General features: G+C 72.4%; 27 protein-coding genes and 1 tRNA gene. 15 read left to right on the forward strand and 13 right to left on the reverse strand.

Annotated features, from left to right (window positions below; genetic code table 11):
* The first annotated feature begins 8 nt into the window (after positions 1-8).
* From KBX63_RS22510 to KBX63_RS22530, 5 genes are all read left to right on the forward strand, one after another.
* Positions 9-971: a UTP--glucose-1-phosphate uridylyltransferase gene (locus KBX63_RS22510; RefSeq protein ID WP_210913722.1), complete on the forward strand. Its 963-nt coding sequence runs from the start codon at positions 9-11 to the stop codon at positions 969-971.
* A complete protein-coding gene (glp, locus tag KBX63_RS22515; protein ID WP_074316573.1) occupies positions 968-2,281 on the forward strand; it encodes a gephyrin-like molybdotransferase Glp in 1,314 nt (437 codons plus the stop codon). Before KBX63_RS22510 ends, glp begins: the two co-directional genes overlap by 4 nt.
* Positions 2,282-2,428: 147 nt before the next feature.
* Positions 2,429-3,079, forward strand: a complete 651-nt coding sequence (locus tag KBX63_RS22520; protein ID WP_210913724.1) for a GNAT family N-acetyltransferase — start codon at positions 2,429-2,431, stop codon at positions 3,077-3,079.
* A 271-nt stretch (positions 3,080-3,350) separates the two neighbouring features.
* Positions 3,351-4,133, forward strand: coding sequence for a hypothetical protein (locus KBX63_RS22525; protein WP_210913726.1), 783 nt, complete (start codon positions 3,351-3,353; stop codon positions 4,131-4,133).
* 272 nt (positions 4,134-4,405) lie between these two features.
* A tRNA-Ala gene (locus tag KBX63_RS22530) sits at positions 4,406-4,479 on the forward strand.
* Between the two features lie 107 nt (positions 4,480-4,586).
* On the opposite strand, the gene KBX63_RS22535 is transcribed toward KBX63_RS22530, so the two are convergent.
* Together KBX63_RS22535 and KBX63_RS22540 are read right to left on the reverse strand one after the other, a co-directional pair.
* Positions 4,587-4,769 (reverse strand): hypothetical protein, encoded by a 183-nt coding sequence (locus KBX63_RS22535; protein WP_210913728.1) that lies wholly within the window; start codon positions 4,767-4,769, stop codon positions 4,587-4,589.
* A 309-nt stretch (positions 4,770-5,078) separates the two neighbouring features.
* Entirely contained in the window at positions 5,079-5,345 is a 267-nt protein-coding gene (locus KBX63_RS22540; RefSeq protein ID WP_247662872.1) for a hypothetical protein, read from the reverse strand.
* 282 nt (positions 5,346-5,627) lie between these two features.
* Here KBX63_RS22540 and KBX63_RS22545 point away from each other — a divergent pair, with 282 nt between their 5' ends.
* The gene (locus KBX63_RS22545; protein WP_210913730.1) at positions 5,628-5,783 is read left to right on the forward strand and encodes a hypothetical protein; all 156 of its coding nucleotides are present in this window, start codon (positions 5,628-5,630) and stop codon (positions 5,781-5,783) included.
* Positions 5,784-6,210: 427 nt separating this feature from the next.
* On the opposite strand, the gene KBX63_RS22550 is transcribed toward KBX63_RS22545, so the two are convergent.
* Together KBX63_RS22550 and KBX63_RS22555 are read right to left on the reverse strand one after the other, a co-directional pair.
* On the reverse strand, positions 6,211-6,636 hold the full coding sequence (locus tag KBX63_RS22550) for a nucleoside deaminase (RefSeq protein ID WP_210913732.1): 426 nt from the start codon (positions 6,634-6,636) through the stop codon (positions 6,211-6,213).
* Positions 6,633-7,484, reverse strand: coding sequence for an LLM class flavin-dependent oxidoreductase (locus tag KBX63_RS22555; protein ID WP_210913734.1), 852 nt, complete (start codon positions 7,482-7,484; stop codon positions 6,633-6,635). The genes KBX63_RS22550 and KBX63_RS22555 overlap by 4 nt, the downstream gene beginning before the upstream one ends.
* A gap of 32 nt (positions 7,485-7,516) precedes the next feature.
* On the opposite strand from KBX63_RS22555, the gene KBX63_RS22560 reads away from it, so the two are divergent.
* On the forward strand, positions 7,517-7,951 hold the full coding sequence (locus tag KBX63_RS22560; protein ID WP_307871798.1) for an Lrp/AsnC family transcriptional regulator: 435 nt from the start codon (positions 7,517-7,519) through the stop codon (positions 7,949-7,951).
* A 5-nt stretch (positions 7,952-7,956) separates the two neighbouring features.
* Here KBX63_RS22560 and KBX63_RS22565 read toward each other — a convergent pair whose 3' ends face one another.
* Positions 7,957-8,715 (reverse strand): hypothetical protein, encoded by a 759-nt coding sequence (locus KBX63_RS22565; RefSeq protein WP_210913736.1) that lies wholly within the window; start codon positions 8,713-8,715, stop codon positions 7,957-7,959.
* A 107-nt stretch (positions 8,716-8,822) separates the two neighbouring features.
* On the opposite strand from KBX63_RS22565, the gene KBX63_RS22570 reads away from it, so the two are divergent.
* Both KBX63_RS22570 and KBX63_RS22575 read left to right on the forward strand, forming a co-directional pair.
* Positions 8,823-9,908 carry a Gfo/Idh/MocA family protein gene (locus KBX63_RS22570; protein WP_210913738.1) on the forward strand — a complete coding sequence of 362 codons (1,086 nt, stop codon included), beginning with the start codon at positions 8,823-8,825 and terminating at the stop codon, positions 9,906-9,908.
* An 81-nt stretch (positions 9,909-9,989) separates the two neighbouring features.
* The gene (locus KBX63_RS22575; RefSeq protein ID WP_210913739.1) at positions 9,990-10,436 is read left to right on the forward strand and encodes a hypothetical protein; all 447 of its coding nucleotides are present in this window, start codon (positions 9,990-9,992) and stop codon (positions 10,434-10,436) included.
* 116 nt (positions 10,437-10,552) lie between these two features.
* Here KBX63_RS22575 and KBX63_RS22580 read toward each other — a convergent pair whose 3' ends face one another.
* Positions 10,553-10,744, reverse strand: a complete 192-nt coding sequence (locus tag KBX63_RS22580; RefSeq protein ID WP_210913740.1) for a general stress protein CsbD — start codon at positions 10,742-10,744, stop codon at positions 10,553-10,555.
* A 244-nt stretch (positions 10,745-10,988) separates the two neighbouring features.
* On the opposite strand from KBX63_RS22580, the gene KBX63_RS22585 reads away from it, so the two are divergent.
* Positions 10,989-11,768, forward strand: a complete 780-nt coding sequence (locus KBX63_RS22585) for a ferritin-like domain-containing protein (RefSeq protein ID WP_210913741.1) — start codon at positions 10,989-10,991, stop codon at positions 11,766-11,768.
* Between the two features lie 39 nt (positions 11,769-11,807).
* On the opposite strand, the gene KBX63_RS36480 is transcribed toward KBX63_RS22585, so the two are convergent.
* On the reverse strand, positions 11,808-12,740 hold the full coding sequence (locus KBX63_RS36480) for a DUF4352 domain-containing protein (protein WP_210913742.1): 933 nt from the start codon (positions 12,738-12,740) through the stop codon (positions 11,808-11,810).
* A 209-nt stretch (positions 12,741-12,949) separates the two neighbouring features.
* Positions 12,950-13,606, reverse strand: coding sequence for a 4'-phosphopantetheinyl transferase (locus KBX63_RS22595; protein WP_210913749.1), 657 nt, complete (start codon positions 13,604-13,606; stop codon positions 12,950-12,952).
* Between the two features lie 211 nt (positions 13,607-13,817).
* Here KBX63_RS22595 and KBX63_RS22600 point away from each other — a divergent pair, with 211 nt between their 5' ends.
* Entirely contained in the window at positions 13,818-14,087 is a 270-nt protein-coding gene (locus KBX63_RS22600; RefSeq protein ID WP_210913750.1) for a hypothetical protein, read from the forward strand.
* 51 nt (positions 14,088-14,138) lie between these two features.
* Here the strand turns inward: KBX63_RS22600 and KBX63_RS22605 are convergent, their stop codons facing one another.
* The 3 genes from KBX63_RS22605 to KBX63_RS22615 form a co-directional block, all read right to left on the reverse strand.
* A complete protein-coding gene (locus tag KBX63_RS22605; RefSeq protein WP_210913751.1) occupies positions 14,139-14,921 on the reverse strand; it encodes a peptidase in 783 nt (260 codons plus the stop codon).
* Complete coding sequence (locus KBX63_RS22610; protein WP_210913752.1) at positions 14,921-16,204, reverse strand: VWA domain-containing protein; 1,284 nt, start codon at positions 16,202-16,204, stop codon at positions 14,921-14,923. The genes KBX63_RS22605 and KBX63_RS22610 overlap by 1 nt, the downstream gene beginning before the upstream one ends.
* Before the next feature lie 438 nt (positions 16,205-16,642).
* Complete coding sequence (locus KBX63_RS22615) at positions 16,643-18,304, reverse strand: dolichyl-phosphate-mannose--protein mannosyltransferase (RefSeq protein ID WP_247662899.1); 1,662 nt, start codon at positions 18,302-18,304, stop codon at positions 16,643-16,645.
* 141 nt (positions 18,305-18,445) lie between these two features.
* Here KBX63_RS22615 and rsmI point away from each other — a divergent pair, with 141 nt between their 5' ends.
* Positions 18,446-19,285, forward strand: a complete 840-nt coding sequence (rsmI, locus tag KBX63_RS22620; RefSeq protein WP_247662900.1) for a 16S rRNA (cytidine(1402)-2'-O)-methyltransferase — start codon at positions 18,446-18,448, stop codon at positions 19,283-19,285.
* 63 nt (positions 19,286-19,348) lie between these two features.
* Here rsmI and KBX63_RS22625 read toward each other — a convergent pair whose 3' ends face one another.
* The gene (locus KBX63_RS22625; protein WP_307871799.1) at positions 19,349-20,560 is read right to left on the reverse strand and encodes a hypothetical protein; all 1,212 of its coding nucleotides are present in this window, start codon (positions 20,558-20,560) and stop codon (positions 19,349-19,351) included.
* Between the two features lie 158 nt (positions 20,561-20,718).
* Here KBX63_RS22625 and metG point away from each other — a divergent pair, with 158 nt between their 5' ends.
* Positions 20,719-22,521 carry a methionine--tRNA ligase gene (metG, locus tag KBX63_RS22630; protein WP_210913756.1) on the forward strand — a complete coding sequence of 601 codons (1,803 nt, stop codon included), beginning with the start codon at positions 20,719-20,721 and terminating at the stop codon, positions 22,519-22,521.
* An 83-nt stretch (positions 22,522-22,604) separates the two neighbouring features.
* On the opposite strand, the gene KBX63_RS22635 is transcribed toward metG, so the two are convergent.
* Positions 22,605-23,852, reverse strand: coding sequence for a hypothetical protein (locus tag KBX63_RS22635; protein ID WP_210913757.1), 1,248 nt, complete (start codon positions 23,850-23,852; stop codon positions 22,605-22,607).
* A 234-nt stretch (positions 23,853-24,086) separates the two neighbouring features.
* Here KBX63_RS22635 and KBX63_RS22640 point away from each other — a divergent pair, with 234 nt between their 5' ends.
* Both KBX63_RS22640 and rsmA read left to right on the forward strand, forming a co-directional pair.
* Positions 24,087-24,986, forward strand: coding sequence for a TatD family hydrolase (locus KBX63_RS22640; protein ID WP_210913758.1), 900 nt, complete (start codon positions 24,087-24,089; stop codon positions 24,984-24,986).
* 107 nt (positions 24,987-25,093) lie between these two features.
* The gene (gene rsmA, locus KBX63_RS22645) at positions 25,094-25,963 is read left to right on the forward strand and encodes a 16S rRNA (adenine(1518)-N(6)/adenine(1519)-N(6))-dimethyltransferase RsmA (RefSeq protein ID WP_210913760.1); all 870 of its coding nucleotides are present in this window, start codon (positions 25,094-25,096) and stop codon (positions 25,961-25,963) included.
* Positions 25,964-25,981: the final 18 nt, after the last annotated feature.

Consider the following 25,981-nt stretch of genomic DNA (forward strand, 5'->3'; position numbering starts at 1 on the left):
CTCGCGGCATGTCGGAGCACTCAGCGAACCCCTCATCGACGGTCGCCGCAACCGGCCGTCCCCTGGCGGTCAAGGCCGTCATCCCGGCCGCCGGACTGGCCACCCGGTTCCTGCCGGCCACGAAGGCGGTGCCCAAGGAACTGCTGCCAGTGGTGGACCGGCCGGTGTTGCAGTACATCGTCGAGGAGGCCGCCCAGGCCGGCATCGGCGACGTGTTGCTGATCACCGGTCGGGGTAAGACGTCGATGGTGGACCACTTCGACCGTCGCCCCGACCTGGAGACCAGGCTGGAGGAGAAGGGCGACGCCGAGCGGCTTGCCGCCGTTCGCCGGCCCAGCGACCTGGCCGAGATCTACACCGTCCGGCAGCCGGAGCAGCTCGGGCTCGGCCATGCCGTCGGGTACGCCGAGGCGCACGTCGGCGACCAGCCCTTCGCGGTGCTGCTCGGCGACGAGTTCGTCAAGCCGTCCGAGCCACTGCTGCCGGCCATGCTGGAGCTGCAGGCCCGCACCGGTGGCGTGGTGCTCGCCTTCTTCGAGGTCGACCCGGCCGACACCAAGCGGTACGGCATCGCCTCGGTCGAGCCGGCCGAGACCGAGCTGACCGACATCGGCGAGATCGTCAAGGTGACCGGCATGGTGGAGAAGCCACAGCCGGAGGAGGCGCCGAGCAACCTCGCGGTGCTCGGCCGCTACGTGCTGCCGGGCACGATCTTCGACGCGATCCGGCGGACCAAGCCGGGCAGCGGCGGCGAGATCCAGCTGACCGACGCGATGGAACTGCTCCGCACCGAGGGCACCCCGGTGCACGCGATCGTCTACCGGGGCACCCGCTACGACACCGGCATGCCGCTGGGCTACCTCCAGACGGTGGTGCAGATCGCCGCCGAGCGCGAGGACATGGGCGCCGAGTTCCGCTCCTGGCTGGCCGACTTCGTCAAGGCCGACGCGGCAGGCGGATCTGGTACATGACCGCGACGGCCGACGCCGAGGCGGCCGCGAACGAGTTGACGCCGCTCGCCGACTACCTGGGCAGCGTGCTGCGCAGGTTACGAGCGCTGCCGCCACTCGACCTCGACCTCACCCAGGCGTACGGCAACGTCCTCGCCGAGGACGTCGTCGCGCCGCACGCCTTCCCGGCCTTCGACCAGGCGGCCGTGGACGGGTACGCGGCCCGCTGGGAGGACATTTCCGGAGGGGGCCGGGGCCCGAGCTACGTCCCGGCCCCCTCCGGCACGCCCGGTGGCCGGACCATCCGGCTCAACGTGGTCGGCGACCTCGGCGCCGCGAGCTGGCGGCCCGTCCGGCTCACCCCGGGCTCGTGCTTCTCGGTGGCCGCCGGGGCGCCGCTCCCGGTCGCCGCCGACGTGGTGGTCCCGGTGGAGTGGACCGACCAGGGCATGGCCGCGGTGGAGATCTTCCGCACCCCCAAGCGGGGGTACGGGGTACGCCGCGCCGGTGAGGAGCTGCCCGCCGGCACCCTGCTCGCCCGGGCCGGCACGTACGTCTCCCCGGCGCTGGTCGCGGTCTTCGCCGCCACCGGCATCGGGCACGTGGTGGTCCGGCCCAGCCCACGCGTGGTCATCGTGGCCACCGGCGACGAGCTGGTCGACGTGGGCCGGGGCAGTCAGCCCGGACAGGTGGTGGACGCGAACTCGCACGCGCTGACCGCCGCCGCGGCCGAGGTCGGCGCGCTGGCGTACCGGGTGGGCATCTGCGACGACGACCCGGAGGGGCTGCGCGGGCTGCTGGAGGACCAGACCCTGCGCGCCGACCTGATCATCACCACCGGGGGGACCGGCACCGGCCCCGGGGACATGGTGCGCCGGATCCTGTCCCGCCGGGAGGGCGGCCGGGCGGGGCCGGTCACCTTCACCGACGTGGCGCTCTATCCCGGCACCGCGCTCGGGTTCGGCACGGTCGGCGCCGAGGAGGTGCCGGTGGTCTGCCTGCCCGGCGACCCCGGCGCGGCGCTGATCGGCTTCGAGGTGCTGGCCCGCCCCGCCATCCAACTGCTTGCCGGCGCGGAGCCGGTGTTCCGGCCCAGCGTGCGGGCGCACCTGCTGGAGACCGTGTCGTCCCCGGGCGGGTTGCGCGAGTTCCGGCCCGCCCACGTCGCCGAGCGGCGCGGCGGCGGGTACACGGTGCAGCCGCTCAGCGGCGGGCCGTTCACCCTCTCCGGGCTGGCTGAGGCGAACGGGCTGCTGGTGCTCGGCGAACGGGTCACCACCGCAGCCGCCGGCTCCACCGTGGACGTCCTGCTGCTGGACCGTCGCCGGTGACGGTGTCCCGGTCGTCCGCCCGCAGGTGTGGCGGTGCGTCCGGGTGGCCGGCGGTCCGCATCCCCACCGCGCGATCATGCGGCCGTTCGCGCTGAGCGCGGTGGGTCCACTTGCGCGCGACACGGTCCCGCGCGGGAGACTGAGCGGGTGAGTCTCTTCGGCCCCGAGCGGGCGCCCGGCTGGCCGGCGGTGCTGGTCGACGGCCCGGTGCTGCTGCGGCCCTACCGGCGCTCCGACGCGGCGGCCTGGTCGGAGGTGCGCCGGGCCAACCAGTCCTGGTTGTCACCCTGGGAGTCGTCGCTGCCCGGCGACTGGGACGAGCTCAACTCGCCGGCCGCGTTCCGCTGGGTGCACCGTGACCAGCGGCGTTCGGCCCGCGAGGGCGAGGGCATGCCGTTCGCGGTCTGCCTGCGCGAGGCCGACCGGGACCGGCTGGTCGGGCACATCAACGTGGGCAGCATCGTGCGGCGGGCGTTGTGCTCCGGGTACGTCGGCTACTGGGTGGATGCCCGGGTGGCCGGTCAGGGCGTGATCCCAACCGCGCTCGCGCTGGCCGTGGACCACGCGTTCGGTCCGGGTGGGCTGCACCGGGTGGAGATCAACATCCGGCCGGAGAACCGGCCGTCCCGGCGGGTGGTGGAGAAGCTGGGCTTCCGCGAGGAGTCGTACCACGTGCGCTACATGCACATCGACGGCGCGTGGCGGGACCACATCGGATACGCCATGACGAGTGAAGAAATAGCTGCCGAGGGTGGCCTGTTGGCCCGATGGCACCGGGTACGCGCCAGTGCGCGGTAAGAGGCTGTCGGAAAATCCCGGATCGACCTCCGACGCCGCCGGTCGTCGGCTGGGTTCGCTTGTAGCCGCGACGGGATCTGCCGACAGCCTCTCGGTCGTCCCACGGACGGGATCGGCGCGGCGCGGCGGCATCCCGGTCGGCGCGCCGTAACCTCAAGTAACTGCAAGCTTCGGCAAGCGCCGCCCATCCGGACGATCCACGCAACCAAGCGCGATCGGTGGAAGATCCTGCGGTCGGGTGGTGGTTGCTCCGAATTCGGTGACGGGAGGGGTGAGGGTGCCGACCTCGGTGCTCCTCGCCGTCCTCGCCGCCGCCGGCCTGCTCGCCCTGGCCCCGGCGCTGGTTCGCCGGTACGACGCCACCGAGCGGCTGGTGGCGGAGCGGGCGCAGTCGACGGCGCGGGTGCTCCAGCGCCGCCGGCGGCGCCGCACTGTGCCGGGGCGGCGACCCGTGCACCCGCCGCGATCGCTTGTCGTCACCCTCAGTGAAGATGCGGCTACCGGAGCGTTGACAGCGCCGGTCTCCGCGCCCCCGGCGGGCCGCCGCTCCGGCCGGCTGCGCGCCGTGCCGCCCGCACCGAAGCGGTCCCGGCGCCGCCCGCCGCCCCGCCGGCAGCACACCCCCGCCGTGTACCGGCGCCGCCGTGTGCTCGCCGCCCTGCTGCTGCTCAACGTCGTCGAGTTGATCGGCGTGCTGTTCGTCAGCCCCGGCTTCTGGATCGGCTTCTCGGTCACCTTCATGCTGCTGGCCGTGTACGTCGTCCACCTGCGCGGCCGGGCCCTGGCCGGCCGGCGCCGGCGCCGGGCCCGGGCCCGGGAGGCGGCCTGGCTGGCCGCCCGGCAGGCCGAGGTGCGCCGCGAGCAGGCTCGCCGAGCCGCGGCCCGCCGGGAGGCGCAGCGCCGGCTGGCAGCCCAGCGCGAGGGGGTACGCCGCGCCGCGATGGGCCTGGACCGCCCGGGGGACCTGCCGGCCGCTGTCAACGGTGGCTCGGTCTCCTACCGGCGGTCCGGTGGGCTGCGCGGGCGCCCCTACGAGGCCGGCCGCGGCGCCTGACCGGCCTGACCCGATCCGCGCTGGCGCTGGCGCTTGATCGACTCCATATCGGCGATGTGGAGGGGTGCTGGCGCTTGATCCACTCGGTTTCCTGAAGGTCGGGGTGTCACGGCGTCCTGGATACCCCGATTTCCGGGAGGTGGAGTGGATCTTTCGGTGGGTGGGAGCGCCGCGCTGGGGGCGGATTCGCGGTCGGGGCCGACGACCTGTTAGCCTTGCTGCCGGCCCGCCCGGTGTAAGCCGGGTCGGACCGAAGCCGGTTCGCCGGCGGAGGGGCTGTGGCGCAGACTGGTAGCGCACCTCGTTCGCATCGAGGGGGTCAGGGGTTCAAATCCCCTCAGCTCCACCCAGTTCAAAGGCCGTTTCCCGTGGTGGGAGACGGCCTTTTTCGACTCCGTACAGCAGCGAAGTACAGCAGTTGCTGGCCCTGGGCTCGATGGAGCTGACCGCGAGCTAATCCGGCAGTGGCGTGGGGTGCATCGTCAGGTAGATCAGCCCCTGCTCCTGGTGAACCGTGCAACCCAGTTCGTAGGGCTCGACAGCGCCGATGCGGAAGATGAGGGTGACTCGATCCTGCACGAATCTCTGTGTGCCGGTGAGCTCCCCGAAGACGTTGGTGATCTCTTGCTGGTCCAACCCTGCCCGTAGGGGGGAGCCGGAGCGCGTCGGTCATGCTCTGGACCGTTGGCTCCGGCAGGGCGACGAGGTCGATCGCTACCGAACGCGTCACCTCGGGATCCGATTCAAGACGAAGCCACTGTGTGAAGCCCGACGCCTCCCCGACCCAGCAACGCTCCAGGTACTCCCAGCCGCGAAGCTGCTCAAGGTGCTCCAGCGCTATGAAGTCGGCCAGGCGAAGCCGACCGAAGGCGTCATGCGAGATCCCCAACGGCTCCACCCTGACGCCCCTTCTGTTGATCGAGACCGGGGCGACAGTACAGCAGCTCAATGGAACTGCTCGCCGAGCCGGCTGAGTGCCGTCTCGGTCGCCTCCGAGGCGACCTGCGCGTCGATGTTCATGGTCACGGGCAGGGAGTGGAAGGTGCCCTCATCGGGCCAGCCGGCCGCCTCACGCCAGGTCCGCCATATCTGGGACCAGCGTTGGTCATGGATCGGCCGGCCCTGATCGTCGGTGACCAGCAGCGGGACCAGGCGGTGCTTGGGTTGCTTTCCGCGGTCCGGGGTGCCCGCGGTGATGTCTGGCAGCTCCACCAGGACGGGTGGGTACGCGCGGATTACTGGCGAATGCTCAGGGAGGTCGCAGCGACCCGCTGCGACTGCTGAAGAATCAAGAGACAGTACGAGGCTCGGCTGGAGCGCACTGACCGTAACCTTCACTTACGAAGTTATTGCTATTTCGAGCCGCAACCCGCCCTTGACGTTCACGCTTCCGCCGGCGGCGCGCCATACCAGACGAAGCCCCAGCCGCTTGAGTGGTCAGGCAGGTCCTCGAAACCGAGTCCTCCGCTGTGCGCAACACGATAATTTTGCGATATGGGCATCACCGGGGGCATAGCATGCTTCTTTCTGGTCGTCGTCATCGTGGCGGTCATCGCGTTCTGGGTGGTGCGGTACGGGCTCGGCCCGAAGAAGCCGCCACCACCATCGGACGTTCTGGAGCCGCCGCAGCACCCGCGCGACCGTCGCTGACGCGGCGACCGACGGAAGCGGGGCTTCCGAGTCTCAGCAGCAAGAACAATTGCCCCCGCCGGACGGGCAGGCAACCAGGTTCCACAGCCCCGACCGATTGTCGGGGGGCGTGGTGGTTGCGGGACGGAGTCATCCCACCCACCTGCCCAAGGGGTGCCAGCACGGCACCGGGGTGTCAAACGATGGAGCGTGTCTGACACCCGCACAGATCCGGCACAACGGGAGCGAAAAGCCGTGTCAAACGTCGACAGACCTTGGCGACGGCTGTGCGGGTGGTGCCGCGGATCCGCACGATTCAAGATGATCTATCAAATTCGAAGGTGCGCGGGGTTCAAATCCCCTCAGCTCCACCCCGGATCAAAGGCCGTCTCCCAGTGTGGAGGCGGCCTTTTCGATCTTGTGCCGTCGTGGAGGCGGCGGCCAGGCCCTAGTAGTGGTTGTCGATGGGTTGGCGCGCCTCGTCAAACAGCGCCGGGCCCTCGTACCGCACCGGAGGCAGTGGCGGGGTGGCGGGCTTGACCTCCTCGAACTGTTCGGTGGACAGGGCGTACACCACCCGGCCGAGGCCGGACCGATCGATCGCGGTCGCGCACATCGGGCAGGGCTGGCAACTGGTGAACATGGTGGTGCCGGCCGCCACGTCGGGGGCGAGTTCCCGGGCGGCCCAGCGGGCCAGCTTCAGCTCCGGGTGGGCGGTGATGTCCGAGTCGGAAACCACGGTGTTGTGGTCCTCGATCAGGACTGTGCCGTCCGCATCGACAAGCAGCGAGCCGAACGGCCGTTCGCCGGACGCCCCGGCCTGGCCTGCGATTTCCACGGCACGGCGGAGAAACTTCTCATCGTCGGGGGTCATCGGTCCTCCTGGGATTTGTGGTGAGCGGCCACGGCCGCGAGTGTCTGCCAGGCGCGTTCGGGCTGGCGGATCTCGGTCAGGTCGCCGTTGAACGGGTCGAGCACCACCGCCTCCGCGCCGAGCTGGCGCACCTGGTCGATGTCGGCGATGATCTGCTCGATGGTGCCGATACCGGCGAGCCGGTCCGGGTCGCTGACCGGCTCATGGGTCTCCCGAAGTGCCATGCGCGGCACCAACGCGGGCACCGCGCGACCCAGTTCGTCGGCGATGGCCTTGAGCCGCTCGGCCGCCTCCGTCAACCATCCAGGCGTGAACCGCAGCGGGTGCCAGGCGTCACCGAGTCGGACGGCGCGTCGCATGCCGGCGTCGCTGTTGCCGCCGACCCAGATCGGGACCGCCTCCGTGTCGTAGTCGTCGGTGTCGCGCCAGGCGTCACGCATGGCGTTCAGGTACTCGTCGGTCAGCGCGCCGCGCCGGCGGTACGGCACGCCGAGCGCCTCGAACTCCTGCCGGGCCCAGCCGACGCCGACGCCGAGGACGAGCCGGCCGCCGCTGAGCCGGTTGAGGTTCGCCGCCATTCGGGCGGTGAGCAGCGGATGCCGGTACGGGACGATGAGCACGGTGGTGCCCAGCCGGACCCGGCGGGTCAACGCGGCCAGCCACGACAGCGTGGTGAACGGCTCATAGAACGGCGCGGGATACTGCTCGGCCACGTCCGGGGTCACCGCGATGTGGTCGGAGACCATCAGCAGGTCGAAGCCGAGCCCCTCGACCGTCTGCGCCCACCGCCGCAGCATCTCGGGATCGGTGCCCGGGGCGAAGTTGGGTACGTTCACGCCAATCTGCACGGGTTCAAGGCTAGTCAGCGTGGAACCGACGCGTGAACATCGTTTTCACGGGCCTTGGTGGCTCCTGGCTGAATCCACGCATGATGCGGCTGGAGGCGACCGGTGTGATCACGGGCTACCGCGCCGAGGTCGACCTGACCAAGGCGGGCTTCGTCGTGCTCGCGGTGGTGCGGCTGGAGTACCCCGGCAGCCGGCACGAACCGCTGCGCCGGCTGCTGGAGCGACGGTGGGAGATCCTGGAGTGCCTGCGCACCACCGGTGACGACTGTCACGTGCTGAAGGTCGCCGCGACGTCCATGGCACACCTCGAACAGATCGTCAACGAACTCGCCGCGTTCGGCAGCACCACCACCAACGTCGTCTACAGCGCCACCCTGCCCTATCGCGGCCCGCGCCCGAGGCAGCCCCGACCTGCACAGGATGGGCGAGGCCCTCACGCCGGCCCTCGCCGGACACGATCGGGATAACCACGTCAGGAGAAACGCTCCGTCATCACGGGTACCAGGCCGTGCTGTCGCATGACGTTCGTCAACTCGTGCAGGGTTGCGCTCAATGCCGCGGAGGGACCGTCTCTCAACAGGACGGTCACGTCGAGGCACCAGGCAACGTCTCGACCGACTCGGCGCACGTCCCAGGCGAACTGGTCGTCGCCCTGATCCAGGCGGCCGGCGACGACTGACCCCGGAGAACGCGGTGTGCCGTCGACCGTCGACTGCCAGAGCGTCCTGAGGCTCGTCACATGATCCTCCCGGAGATCCTTCGCGAAGAGGATGCGGTAGACGCGCCGTTCGTGGAACCCGGCGGGTGGGTGCGCGGGGCCGAGCCGCAGCGGCGGAGCGGTGGCGAACGGCTGGTGGTCGCGGAAGTAGGTGCGCAGGACCGCTTCGGGTGGCAACTGCCCGCCGCCGAGCTCGCGGTAGACGCTCTCGGCCTTCTTACGGGAGGTGGGAACGACCCGGTCCAGCACTTCGCGATCCCTGCGCAGGCTCCGGCTGAACGAAGCGGAGCTCCACCAGTCGGCACCTGACGGCGTCCAGCCGGCGCTGTCCAGCCCCGCCGTCGAGAAATCAGCGTGTCGGGTGAACTCCTCGACGACGATCCCGTCCACATCGGCGGTCGGACCACGGTCGCCCGGATTCGTCAGGAGCAGGTAGTAATCGAGCGGAAGCCGCCGCTCGGTCGCCTCGACGACCGTCGTCCCAGGTTCTGTGCGAAGCGGCGCGGTAGGCATCAGCGACATCCTCCGTCTTCGGTCTCGATCGGGGATTCCGGGCCACCGTAGCGAAGGGAGGCGGTGTCCCGGGCGGCTAGCATCCGGTGTCGACGTGAGGAGTCCACATGAAACCGGCGCCCCAGACTCGGTTCGGCCTCGTCGGCAGTGGTTGGCGGGGCGAGTTCTTCCTCCGCCTGGCTCGACTCCTGCCGGAGCGGTTCCGGGCGACCGGGGCGGTCACGCGTACCGAATCGCGCGGTGCCGCGGTGACGGCCGAGTGGGGCGTGCGGACCTTCCGCACGGCGGCCGAACTGCTCGCCCACGAACGGCCGGACTTCGTCATCGTGTCGGTGCCCTGGCCGGTGACGCCCGAGGTGACCCGCGACCTGGTCGCGGCCGGCGTGCCGGTACTCGCCGAGACGCCGCCGGCGCCCGACCTGGCCGGGCTGCGGTCCCTCTGGTCCGACGTCGGAGAAAGCGGCCTGGTGCAGGTCGCCGAGCAGTACCTGCTGATGCCCGGGCACGCGGCCCGTCTGGAGGTGGTCCGCGCCGGGGTGCTCGGTGAACCGACCTCGGTCCAGGTCTCCTCGACGCACCTGTACCACGCGGTCTCGCTGATCCGTGGCCTGCTCGGCGTCGGGTACGACGCCGCCGAGGTCAGCGCGCGGGCGTTCGTCGCGCCGCTGGCCAACCCGTTGTCACCCGCCGGCTGGAGCGGTGACGCCACTCCGCAGCAGCTCTCCACCACCCTGGCCACCATCGACTTCGGCGGGCGGATGGGGTTGTACGACTTCACCGACAACCAGTGGTGGAACCCCCTGCGTGCCCGTCGGTTGGTGGTGCGGGGGTCGCTCGGCGAGTTGGTGGACGATCGGGTCGTCCGCCTGGTCGACCCGACCACGCCGGTGGAGTCGTCCCTGGTGCGGCGGCAGACCGGCGTCGACCTGAACCTCGAAGGGCTCGACCTGAAGCACATCAGCTTCGACGGCAGCGTGGTGTACCGGAATCCGTTCGTCGGCAGCGGAATGTCCGACGACGACATCGCCGTGGCCGACATCATGGCTCGTGCCGGCGCCTGGGCGCGGGAAGAAGGCCCGGCGCCGTATGCCCTGGCGGAGGCGTGCCAGGACCACCTCATCAGCCTCGCCATCGAGGAATCGGTACGCACCGACCGTCCGGTCGTCACCGCCAGGGAGGCGTGGGCACGGTAGCCGCAGCCGAGATCGATCTGTGCTCCGGTCGTGTTCGGGTCCTGACTCGCCGTGGCTAGCGTGCCGGGTATGACGCCACCGATGCACACGCCGTCCGGGGTCGTTGGCCAGCGGAGCTGGGGGCCGTGGGCCGTCGCCGCCGCCTGCGTGGTGGGGCTGCTGGCGGCGGCAATCCCTCCGGTGCTCGGCTTTCTGGTGTTGGCGTACGGCGGCCCGGACATCGATGAGCCGCGAGTCGCAGCCGATCGGTTCGTGCAGCACCTGGAGCAGCACCAGGACGACGCCGCTTACCGCTCGATGTGCTCGCAGGCGAAGGACCGGATCACCGTCGCAGAGTTCACCGAGGCGGTGGAGCGCCTGGGCCGCCCGGTCTCCCACGATCTCGGGCGGGCCGGATTCGGCAACGAAGCCGGCAGCAGTGCGTTCGTGACCGTGCGACTGACCGGCCGCTCAGGTGCGGCGACGTCGGTGAGTCTCCGGCTCGAGACCGAACCGGGCTGGCGCGTCTGCAGCGACACCTTCGGCTGACCGTCGTCCTGCGCGTGCACGACGAACCCGAGAGGGTGAGTGCCGATCGTCGCCCGGCTGCAAGCGGTGCGGTCGCGCCCCCGACACATAGGCCGGAGGCGCCACGTCGTGATGGGTCAGCTGGTGAAGTCGTCCGAAACGTCCCGGGCGTCCTCCTGGACGTGCTCGCCGGGCTTGTTGCCCCGGATTTCATCCCGTTGCGCCACCCGATCCGCCTGCGACCGCTCGTTCTGGGTCATGTTGCCCACCTGCGCCCCGGCGGGACCGGCCACGCGCTCGACCTGGTCGTTCGCTCTCTCGACGCTCATGTCGCCTCCCTCTCGTCCGGCGGGATGCCTCTCCTGACCCGCGTCCCCGCCCTCCGTTGGGGAAAACCCTGGGCAGCTCCCGAAGGATGACCCGGAATTGGTTTCTGGGTGCTCCTATCCGGTCCCGGCCGGACGAGATGTGTTCGCGGCGTGCAGATCTCATGGAGGTCCGTCGCTACTCGTTGTGGCGCCAGAAGCCGTCCGCATAGCGTTCGAGGAGCGGCGATGAAGATGGGTGGGCAACGTGAGTTTCGAGGATTGGGTACGACGGTTCGCGGACAATGCCGAGCGCCGCCGGCTCGATGGAGACCCGGCGTGGGAAGCGGCGCGCCCATTGGACCCGGCCCTGATTCAGAGCGTGCAGCGATTCCAGGCCGGCGAGGACGGCGACGGCGCGAGGCTCATCCACAAGAGCGACCTGGTCGGCGACCCGCACTACCTGGCGGCCATTCGGCTGTTTGTCGCCGAGGAACAGAACCACGCACGGCTTCTCAAACATCTGTTGCTCAGTGCGGGTGCCTCCACGATCGACGGCCACTGGAGCGATCGGGTGTTCGTGGCGTTGCGGCGCGCACTGGGGCTGCGACTCGAACTGATGACGCTGATGGTCGCGGAGGTCGTCGCGTTGCGCTACTACCGAGCGGTACGCGACGGGACAGCGGATCCGCTGGTCACGGATGTTGGTCGCCGCATCCTGGCCGACGAGGAGTCACACGTGCCGTTCCACACCCAGCGGCTCGGCGAGGGCTTCGCCGGGCTGGGCCGGCCGGCGCGGGCAACGGTGGCGGCCGGTTGGTGGGCACTGCTGCTCGGCGCGGCATGCGTGGTCGCGTACGGGCACGGCTCGGCTCTACGCCTGCTCGGTGTCGGTCGGCTCCGCTTCATCGCCGAAACCGCGACGCTCTTTCGACCAGTCGTGCGCGACGTGCTGTTTGAACGGTGTCGGTCCGACCGTGACGAGCCGCCGGGACAGCACGGGGCTGAGCAGCGAGACAGGCGCGGACACCGCCACCTCGCCAGGTAGGCGGAGCCGGTCCGGTTGGACCGACTCCACCCCAGAGCGTCACGGCTTCCAGGAGCCGGAGGTCTCGAACTCGTGCTGGTACTCCAGCGCGCCCTTGGTGTCGGGCACGTCGAACACGACGCTGCCGGTGCGCTTGGTGCCGGCGGTCAGGTCGTTGCCGGCGGGCATGGGCTTGCCGCACCCCGACAAGGCCCCACCGATCGCATTGGTCTCGGTGCCGTCGGCGGCGACCCACTGGAAGTAGAACGGGTTCGCCGAGCCGGTGCCCTTGGTGACCGTGAAGGTCACGTCGGCGATCACGTACATGCCCTCGTCGGGCTTGAGGCCGTACGACTTGCAGGGCTTGGTGGAGGTGCTGAACTTCGTCACCGTGACCTCGACGGTGCCGTCGTCGCCGTCGATGACCAGGGTGTCCCCGGGCGACATGTTCCGAGTGTCGTCGTCGGCCGATGGCGGGGCCGACGAGGGGGCGTCGCTCGGCGGCTGCCCGACGCCCCGGGTCACGCCCGGGGTGGGCAGAGCGTCCGTCACGTCGTTGGCGGCATGGTTCGCGCCGATGACCACCGCCACGATGCCGCCGGCGCAGCACAGCAGGGTGAGCACGGCCGCGGTGACCGCGACGACCACCACCGTCCTGTTGGAGTTCTTCGCCGGCACGGGCGGCGGCATGGTGAGCGGGTAGCCCGGCCCGCCGGGTGGCGGGTAGCCGCCGCTGCCAGCCGCCGGGTACGCGCCGCCCGGGAGCGGCGGTTGCGGCCAGGCCTGGCCCGGCGGGGTCGGGTACGGCGTGCTGGCGTACGGCGGCTGAGGCGTGTTCCCCTCTGCCGACCACGGGTTCGGCGGTACGGGTGCCTGCGGGACCGTCGGCTCGGCGGCGGACTGCTGCGGTGTCGCCGGGAACGGCTGGGTCGGCGGCTCCGGGTTCGGCTGTTGGGGGTCCTGCGGCCCGACGGGGGGCTGGGGGTGGGTCACCGTACTCCTTGGCGCCTCGGTACGTGCGGTTCGCGAACCCGCCGACGCTACCGTGCGTCGCCGACCGCCCGGTCGTCGCGCCGGATCCGGTCGCACGCCCGGTGCGAGCCCGACGGGGCGTGTGATCGTTACCGACCCACCACCAAGGACGGTCGGCGGCAAGCTGAATCAGGGAAAGCTCACACCAGGGAGAGGTGAACGCCTGGGCGTCAGCGGAGCGGGAGCACGGCGGCCGTGCGGACCAGCCCGTCGGCGACCACGAACCGGCCGCTGACCGTGGCCGGAGGGTCGGCGACCGCCGCCGCGTCCACCCGGGCCGGCGAGATCCGGGCGGTGAAAGTGCCGGCGTCCGGGTCGACCTCCAGCCGGGCGTCGTGGAAGTCCAGCCAGCTTCCGACGACCGGGTGCCAGACCTTGTAGACGGTCTCCTTGGCGCTGAACAGCACGACCGGCCAGGAGATGCCGCGGGGCAGCCGCGCGCAGGTCTCCTCCTCCTCGGGCAGGAGCACGAGTCGGCGTACTCCCGCATTGACCTCGCGGTGCTGCTCGGCGTCCATGCCGACGGACCGGAGGTCGGTGCTGCGTGCCGCCGCGGCGGCGCAGTAGCCGGTGGTGTGGGTGATGCTGCCGACCACCCCGGCCGGCCAGACGGGCGCGCGGTCGGCGGCGGCCGGCACGGCGGCGGGCGGCAGGCCGAGACCGGCCATCGCCCGCCGAGCGCAGACCCGCCCGGCGGTGAAGTCCCGCCGGCGGGTCTGAACCGCCCTCTCGCCCAGGCACGCCTGCTCGGCGGCGAGCAGCTCCCCGGCCCAGTCGTCCGGGCGGGCGACGGCCACCGCGACCGTCGGCGGCAGCAGGTCACGCATCGCGGGCTACCGGTCGGTAGGAACGGAGGCGCGGCGACGACTTTCGGTCGACCGTCAACTTTCCGACTGTCACGAGGGGAGAACGTACCGGAAGGATGTAACACCGGAGGGACGCACAGCGCTCGCCCTGATGGCACCCGGGGGGCCACCATCAACCGCTGACCGGGGCACGGCAACCGCCAGCCCCACGGACATCTGGAGAGGACGTGCGATGACCGATGGTGCGGAACGGCCGGGGGGCCGGGCTGACGATCACGCGCCGACAACCCCCGGCTGGAGCTGCGGCTCCTGCGGCGACGAGTGGCCGTGCGCGACGAAGCGCAGCCGGCTGCTGGCCGAATACGGGGGTGACCGGGCGATGCTCAGCGTCTACCTGGGCTCCTGTCTCGCCGCCGCCACGGAGGACCTGCGCGCCGCCCCGGTGATGTCCCTCCAGGATCGGTTCATCGGCTGGTTGCCGCGCGGCTCGCGACGCGGCTGAGCCCGCCGGTGACCCCACCCGTCGGGCGGGGCCACCGAGGGCCGGGCTCGTTCAGGCGCGCCGGGGCCGCCGGGTCAGGGCGAAGCCGACGACGCCGGCCACCGCGGCGAGCACGCCGCCGATGCCCGTCCAGACCCAGCGCGAGCCGAGATCCGGCAGCCAGTCCGTCAGCGGGTCACCCTCGTCGTCGGCCTCCGCGTCGGCCGCCGGTACGGCGTTGAGCACCGTGCCGGCCCTGGTGTTCGGCACCAGCGGCGCGGCCAGCTCGCCGTCGTCGGCCGAGGCGCCCCGGTCGGCGGCGGTGCCGACCAGCAGGTCCACGTCGATCGGCGCGCCCAGGTCCGGCTCCGGCAGGTCCACCACGGAGAGCCGGACGACGTACGTGCCGGGCAGCGGATCGGCCGACCACGGCTCCGCCCAGGGCCGCACCTCGCGCAGCGTGCAGCCCAGCGCCACGCTCGACGCCTGCGCGTCCACGGTCGGGGTCTGCGCCCCGGCGGTGCACGCCTGCCGCCGGCGCAGCCCGTCGAAGACGTCGACCGTCCAGGTGGACGCACCGCTGCGCGCCTTCGGGAAGGTGACGGTGGCGCTGATCTCCTGCACCTGACCGGCCCTTGCCGGGAAGGACCAGTAGAGGTGGTCGCCGACCGAGGCGTCCACCCGCACCGGTTGCCCGGCGGTGATCGGCGTGGCGGTCAGGAACGACGTGCCGGCCCGGGTCACCGGCGTGGCACCCGGCGATGGGGTGGGGGCGGCGACGGCCGCCGCGGGCAGCAGCGCGGATCCGCCGGCGGCGAGGACCGCCGCCAGCGACCGGAACAGTGCGATGCGCATCAGTTCTCCCTCCAAGTGGCGACCCACCAGCGGGTGAGCAGGCCGGCGAGCAATCCGGCGAGCAGGCCGGCCACGGTGAGCAGGGCGAGCAGCGCCCAGCCCCGGCCGAGGTCGGGCCCGTCCGGCGCGGGCGCGGCGGCGACCACATCGATGGTCAGCTCCACCGGCATGCCGGGCGTCGCCGCGGTGCCGGGGCGCGGGGCGAAGGAGTTGCTCACCACCAGGCAGACGGTGGTGGGCTCGATGGCCGCCGTGGCGGTCTCCTCGACCTCGGCGGCGTCCTCGTCGTCGGCGCTGGCCGACCAGCGCAGCCCGGCGGAGAGCACGTCGGCCCGCCCGCTGCCGGCGTCCGCGCCGCGGACCAGTTCCCGGCCGTCCGCCGCGGTGGCCCGCAGCAGCACCCCGTAGTCCCGGTTCACCGGCCGGTCCAGGGCCATGCTCACCGACGCCCGCAGCTCCTGGCCGGGGCGCACCGGCACCCGGTAGTACCGGTGCTCGGAGAACGCCTCCCGGTCGGCGTAGACGCCGGGGGCCAGCAGCGGCGCCGAGTCGCAGGCGTTCGCGCCGCCGACCACGGTCGGGGCCAGGGTGTGCGTGTCACCGGCACGCTCGACGAGTTGCTTGATCCGGTCGGTCAGCTCCTCGGCGCTCTGCGCCGCGGTGTAGGTGCCGCCGGTCGCCCCGGCGATGCAGAGAAGTTGCCGGCGGACCTTCTCGTCGGGAGCCAGGCCGAGCGTGTCGACCACCAGGCTGGTGCCCTGGGCGGCCAACTCGCGGGCCACCTCGCACGGGTCCGGCGGGGCGCAGGTGTCCTCCCCGTCGGTGATCAGCACGATCCGTCGGGTGGTGGCGCCGGTGCCCAGATCCTGCGCGGCGGAGCGCAGCGCGAGGCCGACCGGCGTGAACCCGGTCGGCCGCAGCGTCGCCACCGCCGCCTTGGCGCGGGCCCGGTCCACCGGCCCGACGGGCACGATCTGCTGGGTGTCCTGGCAGCCGACCTTCTTGTCCTTGCCCTTGTAGGTCGCGCCGAGCACCCGGATGCCGAGCTGGGTCTCCGCGGGCAGCGCGTCCACCACCTCGTTGAACGCCTGTTGAGCGACCGAGATTCGGCTACGCCCGTCGATGTCCGCGGCCCGCATCGAGCCGCTGACGTCGAGCACCAGCTCGACCCGGGGCGGCTCGGCCACCGGCTCCTCGTCGGCCGCAGCCGGGACCGGCCCGGTCAGTGCGGTGGTCGCCAGCAGTCCGAGAAGGACGGCCGCCGATCGTCTGAAGTTGATCACGGCCCGCAGTGTAGTGAGATCCACATTGGATGATCATTCGGGTGGCGGTTGGTGATCGCCGAGCGCCCGGTCCGCAGCGGTCTCCGTCACCCGTTGATGCCGGGCCGCGGGCACGAGTGGCGGGTGCCGGTGGTGGGTGCGGCGAGCCGGATCACGCGGCCTCGGACCTGCTCGTTCAGGGCGCTGAGTCCACGCCGGGTCACCCACGGTCAACGGCTGGAGGGGAGGCGTCGGCCCTGCCGGTATCCGTCGGAAATCTGACCCAAGTCGACCCGTTGTGTCGGTGGTGCGCGGTGGTTAAGCTCTTCATGCGCGCCCCAATCGCCCGCTTCCCCCGTGGCAGGCGATCGGGGCGCGCGTCTTTGTGGAACGGGCCCGCACGCCGAAGCGTGCGGGCCCGTTTCGTCGCGCGCTGAGCGGCGCGTCGCCTGTCGATGCTTATATCCAGCGCCCGTCCAGCCACATCCGGGCCAGCCAGTCCGAGTACGGCATCACGCGGCCCACGAAGATCGGATAGAAGTACGCGAAGCAGAGCGCCACCAGCAGCACGTACGCACCGGCCACGACGCTGCCCACCAACCGGCGTTCGTAGCCCGGGTCGCCAGGCACCAGTGGCGCCACCTCGCCGACGTCACCCCCGGTCGGGGCGATCAGCGCACCCAGCACGTAGACGACGGCCAGCACCAGGAAGGGCAGTGCCGGTGCGGCGTAGAACGAGAACATCGTCCGGCCTTCGAGGGCGAACACGAACCAGGGCAGCAGCCCGGCCGCCACGCTGAGCAGCAGCGCACCGGCCCGCCAGTCGCGGCGAGCCACACCCAGCCAGACCAGCGCCACCAGGGCGGGCAGGAACGACCACCAGAGCAGCGGGGTGCCGAGCAGCAGGATCTCGGAGGCGCAGGTCGGCGCGCCACAGGCGCCCTCGCCGGACCAGTGGAACGCCACCGGACGGCCGAGCAGAAGCCACTGCCATGGCCACGACTGGTACTTGTGTGTGTCGTCCAGCCCGGTGTGGAAGCCGTACGCCGCCCGGTGGTACTCGAAGAGGTTGATCAGCGGGCCGATCACCGGGGCGTCACTGAGCGGTGCGCTCGGATAGGACGACGCGAGCCGGTAGTAGCCGTCGTCGCTGAGCAGCCAGCCCGACCAGGTGGCAAGGTAGGTGCCAACCATCAGCACACCGGCCAGCGCCAGCCAGGGCAGCTCGTCGAGCAGGGTGTCCCGCCAGGGCCGGCGGACCCCCGCCGAACGGCGCACGCCGACCTCCCAGAGGAGCACCAGCAGTGCGAAAGCCGGCACGAAGTAGAGCGCGCTCCACTTCACCGCACAGGCGCAGCCGAGCAGCACGCCGGCGGCGAGCCGCCACCACGGCCAGGTGCGCCAGCCGGTCGGCGGTCGGCCGGCGCTGCCGGGCAGCGACGGGTCGAGCCCGTCGTCCAGCGCCCGCGCCCAGCGCCGGCGGCGGGCGTCGCGGTCGAGCACCAGCGCGCCGAACGCGGCCAGCACGAAGAAGAGCAGGAAGATGTCGAGCAGCGCGGCGCGGGACAGCACCAGGTGGAAGCCGTCCAGGGCGAGCAGCAGGCCGGCCGCGCACCCCAGCACCGTCGAGCGGAACAGCCGCCGGCCGATGCGGACCAGCAGCAGCACCGACAGCGTGCCGACCACGGCCGCCGAGAACCGCCAGCCGAACTCCGGGGCAGTGGTGATCAGGTGCCCGGGGACGGAGACCTTGGAATCCGCGTCCTGATAGCCGAAGGCCCACTCGCCGAGGCCGATCAGCCACTTGCCCAGCGGCGGGTGCACCACGTACGACGGGGCGTTGTCCTTGTAGTTCCACTCGACGCCACGGCTGATCAGCCCGTAGGCGTCCTTGGCGTAGTACGTCTCGTCGAAGATCTTGCCCTTCGGGCTGGACAGGCCGACGAAGCGCAGGATCGCCGCGATGGCCACCACCACGGCGGTGGCCAGCCACGAGAAGCGGTCCAGTCGGGTGTCGACGGTGGCGAACCGTCGGCGGACCACGCCGGACACCCCGCTACCGCCGGCGCTGGGCGCCGCGGGCTCCTGGTCGGGGCTCTGGTCGCTCGTCACGTCGACCATCTTTGCCGGGTCGGCGCTCGGGCTCTGCGCTGTCGACGCACTCGTCACCCGGCGATCGTAGGCTGCCAACGTGTCCGGTGGCGCCCGTCGTCCCTGATACCGGTATCCGCTGTCAACGAAGGAGACGATCCTGTGGGTGAAATGTCCGAAGCTGGGCGCCTGATCCTGCTCGGCGCCCCGCTCGGCAACCCCGCCGACGCCTCGGCCCGGTTCCGGGAGGTGCTGACCAGCGCCGACGTCGTGGCCGCTGAGGACACTCGCCGGCTCACCCGGCTGGCCCGCGACCTCGACATCACCGTCGGCGGCCGGATCGTCTCCTACTTCGAGGGCAACGAGGAGCGGCGGACCCCCGAGCTGGTCGAGGTCATCCTCGGCGGATACGTGGTGGCGCTGGTGACCGACGGCGGGATGCCGAGCGTCTCCGACCCCGGCTACCGGCTCGTCCGGGCCGCACTGGACGTCGGGGCGTCGGTGAGCGTCGCACCCGGGCCGAGCGCGGTGACCACCGCGTTGGCGATCTCCGGGCTGCCCTGCGACCGGTTCTGCTTCGAGGGCTTCCTGCCCCGTACCGCCGGCGCCCGCCGATCCCGGCTGCGCGCACTCGCCGCCGAGGAGCGCACCCTGGTCTTCTTCGAGGCGCCGCACCGGATCGGCGCGGCGCTCGCCGACCTGGCCGAGACGTTCGGCGCGGACCGGCCGGCGGCGCTCTGCCGGGAACTCACCAAGACCTACGAGGAGGTGCTCCGCCGCCCGCTCGGCGAGCTGGCCCGGTGGGCGGCCGAGGGAGATCCGCGCGGGGAGATCACCCTGGTGGTGGCCGGGGCGCCGGTGACCGCCGCGGAACGCCCCGACGACGACACCCTGCGCGCGGCGGTCGCCGAGCGGGAGGCGGCCGGCCGGTCCCGCCGCGACGCCATCACCGACGTCGCCACCGAGTACGCCCTGCGCCGCCGCGACGTCTACACCATCGTGCACAGCTGAACCGCGCTCCCGGCGCGCCGGTCACCGAATGGCCGGGCCAGCGCCTTCACCGGGCGGACGGGTTCACCACGCGGCGGCGAGGAAGCCGAGGGTGATCAGCACCGGGCCGGCGACGGCGACGGTCACCGCCCAGCGGCGGTTCCGCCGGCCGGGCAGCCGCGTCGCCCCGGTCCACCGGGCGATGCCGGCGGCGCAGCCGAGCACCACCAGCAGGCCGGGCAGCCAGCGGAGGTGCCGGGCCACGCCGGTGTCGACGTACGCGGTGCCGCCGTCGGGGCCGGCCATCCGCGCCGGTAGCGCCGTCCCGGAGACGTCCCGGCCGGCGGGTACGCCGCCGACCCGTACCCCGTGCGCCAGGAACCGCCCGTCGTCCGCCGTGAAGACGCCCCGGCAGCGCTGGGTGAGCCCACCGCCGGTGCAGTCGTCGATCACCACCGTGCCGACCCGGGCATGCCCGACCGCGAGCCAGAACGGGCCGGCGCTGACCCAGGCGAAGAAGGCCGCGACCAGGCTCAGCAGCACCAGCACCGCGAGCCCGGGCAGCGGGTCGGGCGGCGGAATGGTGCGGGCCGGCGTCCGGGGTCGGGCCGCGCCGGCGCCGCGGTCCCGCTCCGGCGCGGGATCTTCCCGGACCGGGGTGCCGTCCCAGTGCACCTGCTCGATCGGCGCCCAGAAGGTGCCGTCGTCACCGTCCGGCGGTGTGTCGCCGTCGGCCCGGCGGGCGCCCCGGTGCCAGCGGCTGTGCTGCCGGACCGGCACCCTGCGCGGCACCGCGTCCACCGGCGCCCCGGTGGTCGGCTCCAGCTCGACGGCCGGCGCCGGCTCTCCGCCGGCCGGTGCCCTGCCGCCCGACGGGCCCGCCGGACCGGGACGGGCCGGGGTGGGTGCCGGTGCGGCCGGCGTGGGATGGGCCGGGGTCGGTGTCGGCGCGGCCGGCGTGGGACGGACCGGAGTCGCGGCGATTACCGCCGTGTCCTCCGGCTTCGGCGTGACGGCCCGCCCCGCCGGCGTGGGCCGCTGCCTGCCCGGCCGACCGGCGGCGGGGGGCGGTGCAGGGGTGGCGCCCGGTCGAGGGCTCGGGCCGGACCGTGCGGTGGCGCCCGGCCGGGGGGTGGCGTCGTCCGGCGTACGGCTCGGGTCGGCGCCGGGCACCAGCCGGGGCTGGGGTGCGACCGTTCCGCCACGGGCCCCACCGGGCTCGGGGCTGGTGTCGTCGCCGACCGCCGGCCCGGTGGGACGGTCGTCATGGTCCCGAGCCGCTCGTCTGCCAGTCACGACGTTCATTGCACACCGCTACCGGAGTCGGATCGGGCAGCTTGAGTGCGTGTCGGCGACAAATCGGACCAATGGGCGGGGTGTCCGGCCCGGTCCGCCGACCCGGCACCCCCTATTGGTTCGCGGGCGTCCCGGAGAGGTCACTAGGCTTGCTGCTCATGAGTCACGTTCTCGCGGCAGTGGCCTGGCCGTACGCCAACGGCCCACGCCACATCGGCCACGTTTCCGGTTTCGGCGTTCCCTCCGACGTCTTCGCCCGGTACATGCGGATGGCCGGCCACGACGTGCTCATGGTCTCGGGCACCGACGAGCACGGCACCCCCATCCAGGTGCAGGCCGACGCCGACGGGGTCACCCCGCGCGAGTTGGCCGACCGGTACAACCGGGTGATCGTCGAGGACCTGCACGGCCTGGGGCTCTCCTACGACCTGTTCACCCGCACCACCACCCGCAACCACTACGCCGTGGTGCAGGAGCTGTTCGAGGGGATGTACCGCAACGGCTACATCGTGCCGAAGACCACCATGGGCGCGATCTCCCCGTCCACCGGGCGCACCCTTCCCGACCGGTACATCGAGGGCACCTGCCCGATCTGCGGGTACGACAGCGCCCGCGGCGACCAGTGCGACAACTGCGGCAACCAGCTCGACCCGATCGACCTGATCGACCCGAAGTCGCGGATCAACGGGGAGACCCCGAAGTTCGTCGAGACCGAGCACTTCTTCCTGGACCTGCCCGCCCTGGCCGACGTCCTGCGGCAGTGGCTGGACACCCGGGAGGGGTGGCGGCCCAACGTGCTGCGGTTCTCCCGCAACCTGCTCGACGACCTCCAGCCCCGGGCGATCACCCGAGACCTGGAGTGGGGCGTACCGATCCCGCTGGACGGCTGGCGGGACCGGCCGGACAAGCGGATCTACGTCTGGTTCGACGCGGTGATCGGCTACCTGTCCGCCTCGATCGAGTGGGCCCGCCGCACCGGCGACCCTGAGGCGTGGCGGAAGTGGTGGTCCGCCGACGGTGAGGGCAAGGACGCCCGGTCCTACTACTTCATGGGCAAGGACAACATCGTCTTCCACTCGGTGATCTGGCCGGCGCTGCTCTCCGGATACTCCGGCGAGGGCTCCCGCGACGGTGAGCCGGGTGAGCTGGGCCAGCTCAACCTGCCCACCGAGGTGGTCTCCAGCGAGTACCTGACCATGGAGGGGCGCAAGTTCTCCTCGTCCCGCAAGGTGGTCATCTACGTCCGGGACTTCCTGGAGCGCTACGACGCCGACGCGCTGCGCTACTTCATCGCCGCCGCCGGCCCGGAGAGCAACGACACCGACTTCACCTGGGCGGAGTTCCTCCGCCGCAACAACGACGAGCTGGTCGCCGGCTGGGGAAACCTGGTCAACCGGTCCGTCTCGATGGCGGCGAAGAACTTCGGCGCCATCCCGCCGGTCGACCCGGCCGGGCTCACCGAGGCGGACGAGGCACTGCTCGCGGTGGCCCGTGCCGGCTTCACCACGGTCGGCGACCTCATCGGCCGGCACCGGCAGAAGCAGGCGATCGGCGAGGCCATGAAGGTGGTCGCCGAGGCCAACCGGTACCTCTCCGAGCAGGCGCCGTGGAAGCTCAAGGACGAGGCGGACAAGCCCCGGATGGGCACCATCCTGCACGTCGCCCTCCAGGTGGTCAGCGACGCCAACACGCTGCTCACCCCGTTCCTGCCGCACTCCGCGCAGCAGGTGCACGAGCTGCTCGGCGGCACCGGCGTGCACGCGCCGATGCCGGTCATCGAGCAGGTCGACGACCTGGACGGCGGGCCGGCGTACCCGGTGCTGACCGGGGACTACACGGTCGGCGCGCGCTGGGAGTCGGTGCCGCTGGAAGCCGGCCGGCCGCTGGCCACGCCGAAGCCGGTGTTCCGCAAGCTCGACCCGTCGATCGTCGACGAGGAGCTGACCCGGCTGGCCGGCTGACCACGACGCGCCGCCGCACGGCTGAGCGCGGCCCCGGGGAAATCCCCGGGGCCGCGCCTCATCTGTGAACCGGGCGGCCGGTGTCACATCGCGTACCGGGTGTCCATCACCTGATCGTCGGTCACCTCGGCGCCCGGCGCCCAGGTCTCGTAGACGCCGCGATCGTGGCACTGCGCCCCGGTCGCGAACACCGTGTCCGGATCCGGGTGGCGCAGCCGCAGCCGCAGCCAACCGGCCTCCTCCCGCAGCACCAGGCAGGACACGCCCCGCCACCACGCGAACCGGAGCCGGCGGGCCACCGTCTCCACCGGGTAGCGGGCCGCCCGGGTCATCGCCAGTACCCGGAACCCGCCGGGAAGGTCCGCCACCGCCTCGTACTCGCCGTCACCGTGCACGCCGACCAGCTGGGTGGAGCGCGGCGCGTCCCCGGTCGGCACGTACTCCTGGTCCGGGGAGAGACCCGGCACCGCGGCCAGCAGATGCCGCCACTGCGGGCCCACCATCCGCAACCACCCGCGCTGCTCGGCCTGGTAGGTGTAGAGCACCACCTCCACCCCCTCCGCCGGGTAGGCGAGCAGGGCCGCGTTCGCGGGCATCGGCAGGTCGGCGAAGTCCCGGGTGATGAACTCCGGGATGAGCTGGGCGTTGCTCGGCACGAAACCCGTACCCAGCACGGGCGGACCCAGCCGGTCCCGGGGAGCCAGCGCGGTCAGGCCCTGGTGCGCCTCGCCGACCGGCACGTCGTAGTCGCCCGGGTCGGCGGCCCGCCAGCGCAGCGCGTACGCCACATCCAGGCCGTCCCGGTCGACCTCGCCGTCGGTGCGCAGCACCGTGGTCGCCGCCGGCGTACGCAGGTGTGCCACGTCGTGCTCCCGGTAGCAGAAGCCGTGCGGCAACCACCCCCGCACGTACCCGGCGAGCTGTCGGGGGGAGAGCACCTTCACCATCCGGGTGCCCCGCCGGACCACCGCCGACGCACGCGCCGCTGCCAGCATCGGATCACCCGCCGCGGCCGGCTGCTGGCTGAGCTGGTGCAGCTGCCTCCACCCCCGCTCCCGGTGCGCCGGCAGCATCAGCGGAGTGTCCGGCTCCTCGGCCGGCTCCGCCGCCCCGTGCACCGCCGTCACCTCGGTGACGTGCACGAACCGGCGCCACGGCAGGGCGCTGTTCGGTCGGGGAGCCCACTCGAAGCCGGGCACCTCGTCGGCGCTGAACAGCTCGTACGCGGCGCCGCGGGCGATCTCCTCGGCCGGGTGGACGCCGCCACCGAACGCCACCCGCAGCCCGGTACGTTCGCTGGCGGCGCCGCCGGCCTGGGGGGTGACGCTCACGCCGTCGCCTCGCTCCGCCCGGCCGCGGCGCGAGGCGCCACGCTGCTGTGCCTCATGGTCCGCTCGCTGCGCTCGCTCACGTCGTCACCTGCCTTCTCCCGGCGAGATGCGGGGCGTCACGTTGCCGCGCCCGCCCGGTCGCGCACACCGTGCGCTCACGCGGCGACGGTAGAGTCGCGCGGCGTAGTCGAGGTGAACGTCGGGTGGCGGGCGGATGGACAGCCCCGGTGTGTGATGCTGTCGCTGATGAGCGAGCCCACTGAAACCCGCCGAGAGCGTGCCGCCCGGCGGGCCGGAGAGTTCCCGCCCGCCCCCGAGCCGCTGCCCCGGCCGGTGCCGGACAGCCACACCCACCTGGACATCACAGTCAGCGAGGCCGGCGTACCCGGCGGCGGGCCGGCCGACGATCCGGTCGCGGTGGCGATCGCACTGGCCACCAAGGTCGGCGTGGATCGGCTGGTCCAGGTGGGTGTGGACGTCGCGTCCTCCCGGTGGGGTGCGGAGATCGCCGACCGGCATCCCGCGGTGCTGGCCACGGTGGCGCTGCACCCCAACGAGGCGCCCCGGCTGGCCGACCTCGACGAGGCGCTGCGGGAGATCGAGTCACTCGCCGCCCGCGACCGGGTCCGGGGGATCGGCGAGACCGGGATGGACTTCTTCCGGACCGGCGACGAGGGGCGCGCCGCGCAGGAGGAGAGCTTCCGGGCGCACATCGCCATCGCCAAGCGGTACGGCAAGGCGCTGGTGATCCACGACCGGGACGCGCACGCCGACGTGCTGCGGATCCTCGACGACGAGGCTGCGCCGGACACCGTGGTGCTGCACTGCTTCTCCGGTGACGCCGACTTCGCCCGCGAGTGCGTTCGCCGTGGCTACCTGCTCAGCTTCGCCGGCACCGTCACCTTCGGCAGCGCCACCGCGCTGCGCGAGGCCGCCGCGCTCACCCCGGTGGACCAGATCCTGGTGGAGACCGACGCCCCGTACCTCACCCCGACGCCGCACCGCGGCCGGCCGAACGCCTCGTACCTGATTCCGCTCACCGTCCGCTCGCTCGCCGCGACCACCGGCACCGACCTGGACGAGCTCTGCGCGGCCATCTCCGCCACCGGTGACCGCGTCTTCGGCCCCTGGTGACGCCCCGCGCCACCCGCCCGGACGTTGGGAAGGGCACCTTGCAATCGCCTGCTGTTGTGCAAGGGGCCCTTCCTAAGGGCGGAGTGGGGGCGCATACGCTGCCAACCATGACCGGTCTCCTCGGCCCGGCGGAGATCCGGGAGCTCGCCGCCCGGTTGGGCGTCGCGCCCACCAAGAAGCTGGGCCAGAACTTCGTGCACGACCCGAACACGGTGCGGCGGATCGTCACCGCCGCCGGCCTGACCCCCGACGACGTGGCCCTCGAGGTCGGCCCCGGGCTGGGCTCGCTCACCGTCGGGCTGCTGCCGGTCGCCGGGCACGTGCACGCCGTGGAGATCGACCCGGTGCTCGCCGGCGCGCTGCCGGAGACCGCCGCCCGGCACGCCGCCGCGGACGCCGGTCGGCTCACCGTGCACCGTGCCGACGCGCTGCGCATCGACGCCGCCGAGCTGGCCGACCCGCCGCCGACCGCGCTGGTGGCCAACCTGCCCTACAACGTGGCCGTGCCCGTGGTGCTGCACCTGCTCGCCGAGCTGCCCAGCCTGCGGAAGGGACTGGTGATGGTGCAGAAGGAGGTAGCCGACCGGCTGGTCGCCGGTCCCGGCTCCAAGGTGTACGGCATCCCGTCGGTCAAGCTCGCCTGGTACGCCCAGGCCCGGGGCGCCGGCCGGGTACCGCCGAACGTCTTCTGGCCGGTGCCCAACGTCGACTCCGGCCTGGTCGCCTTCACCCGCCGCGAACCACCCCGGGCCGACGTACCCCGGCAACGGGTCTTCGCCGTGGTGGACGCGGCGTTCGCGCAGCGCCGAAAGACCCTGCGCGCCGCGCTGGCGGGCTGGGCGGGCGGCGCGGACCGGGCGGCCGCCGCGCTCACCGCCGCCGGCGTCGACCCCGGCGCCCGGGGGGAGTCGCTCACCGTCGAGCAGTTCGCCGCCATCGCCGCGTCGGCTCCGGTCGGTACGCCGGCCGCGAAGTAGGCTGACGCCGTGCCCGCC

Source organism: Micromonospora sp. U21, assembly GCF_018070045.1.
Lineage (GTDB): Bacteria > Actinomycetota > Actinomycetes > Mycobacteriales > Micromonosporaceae > Micromonospora.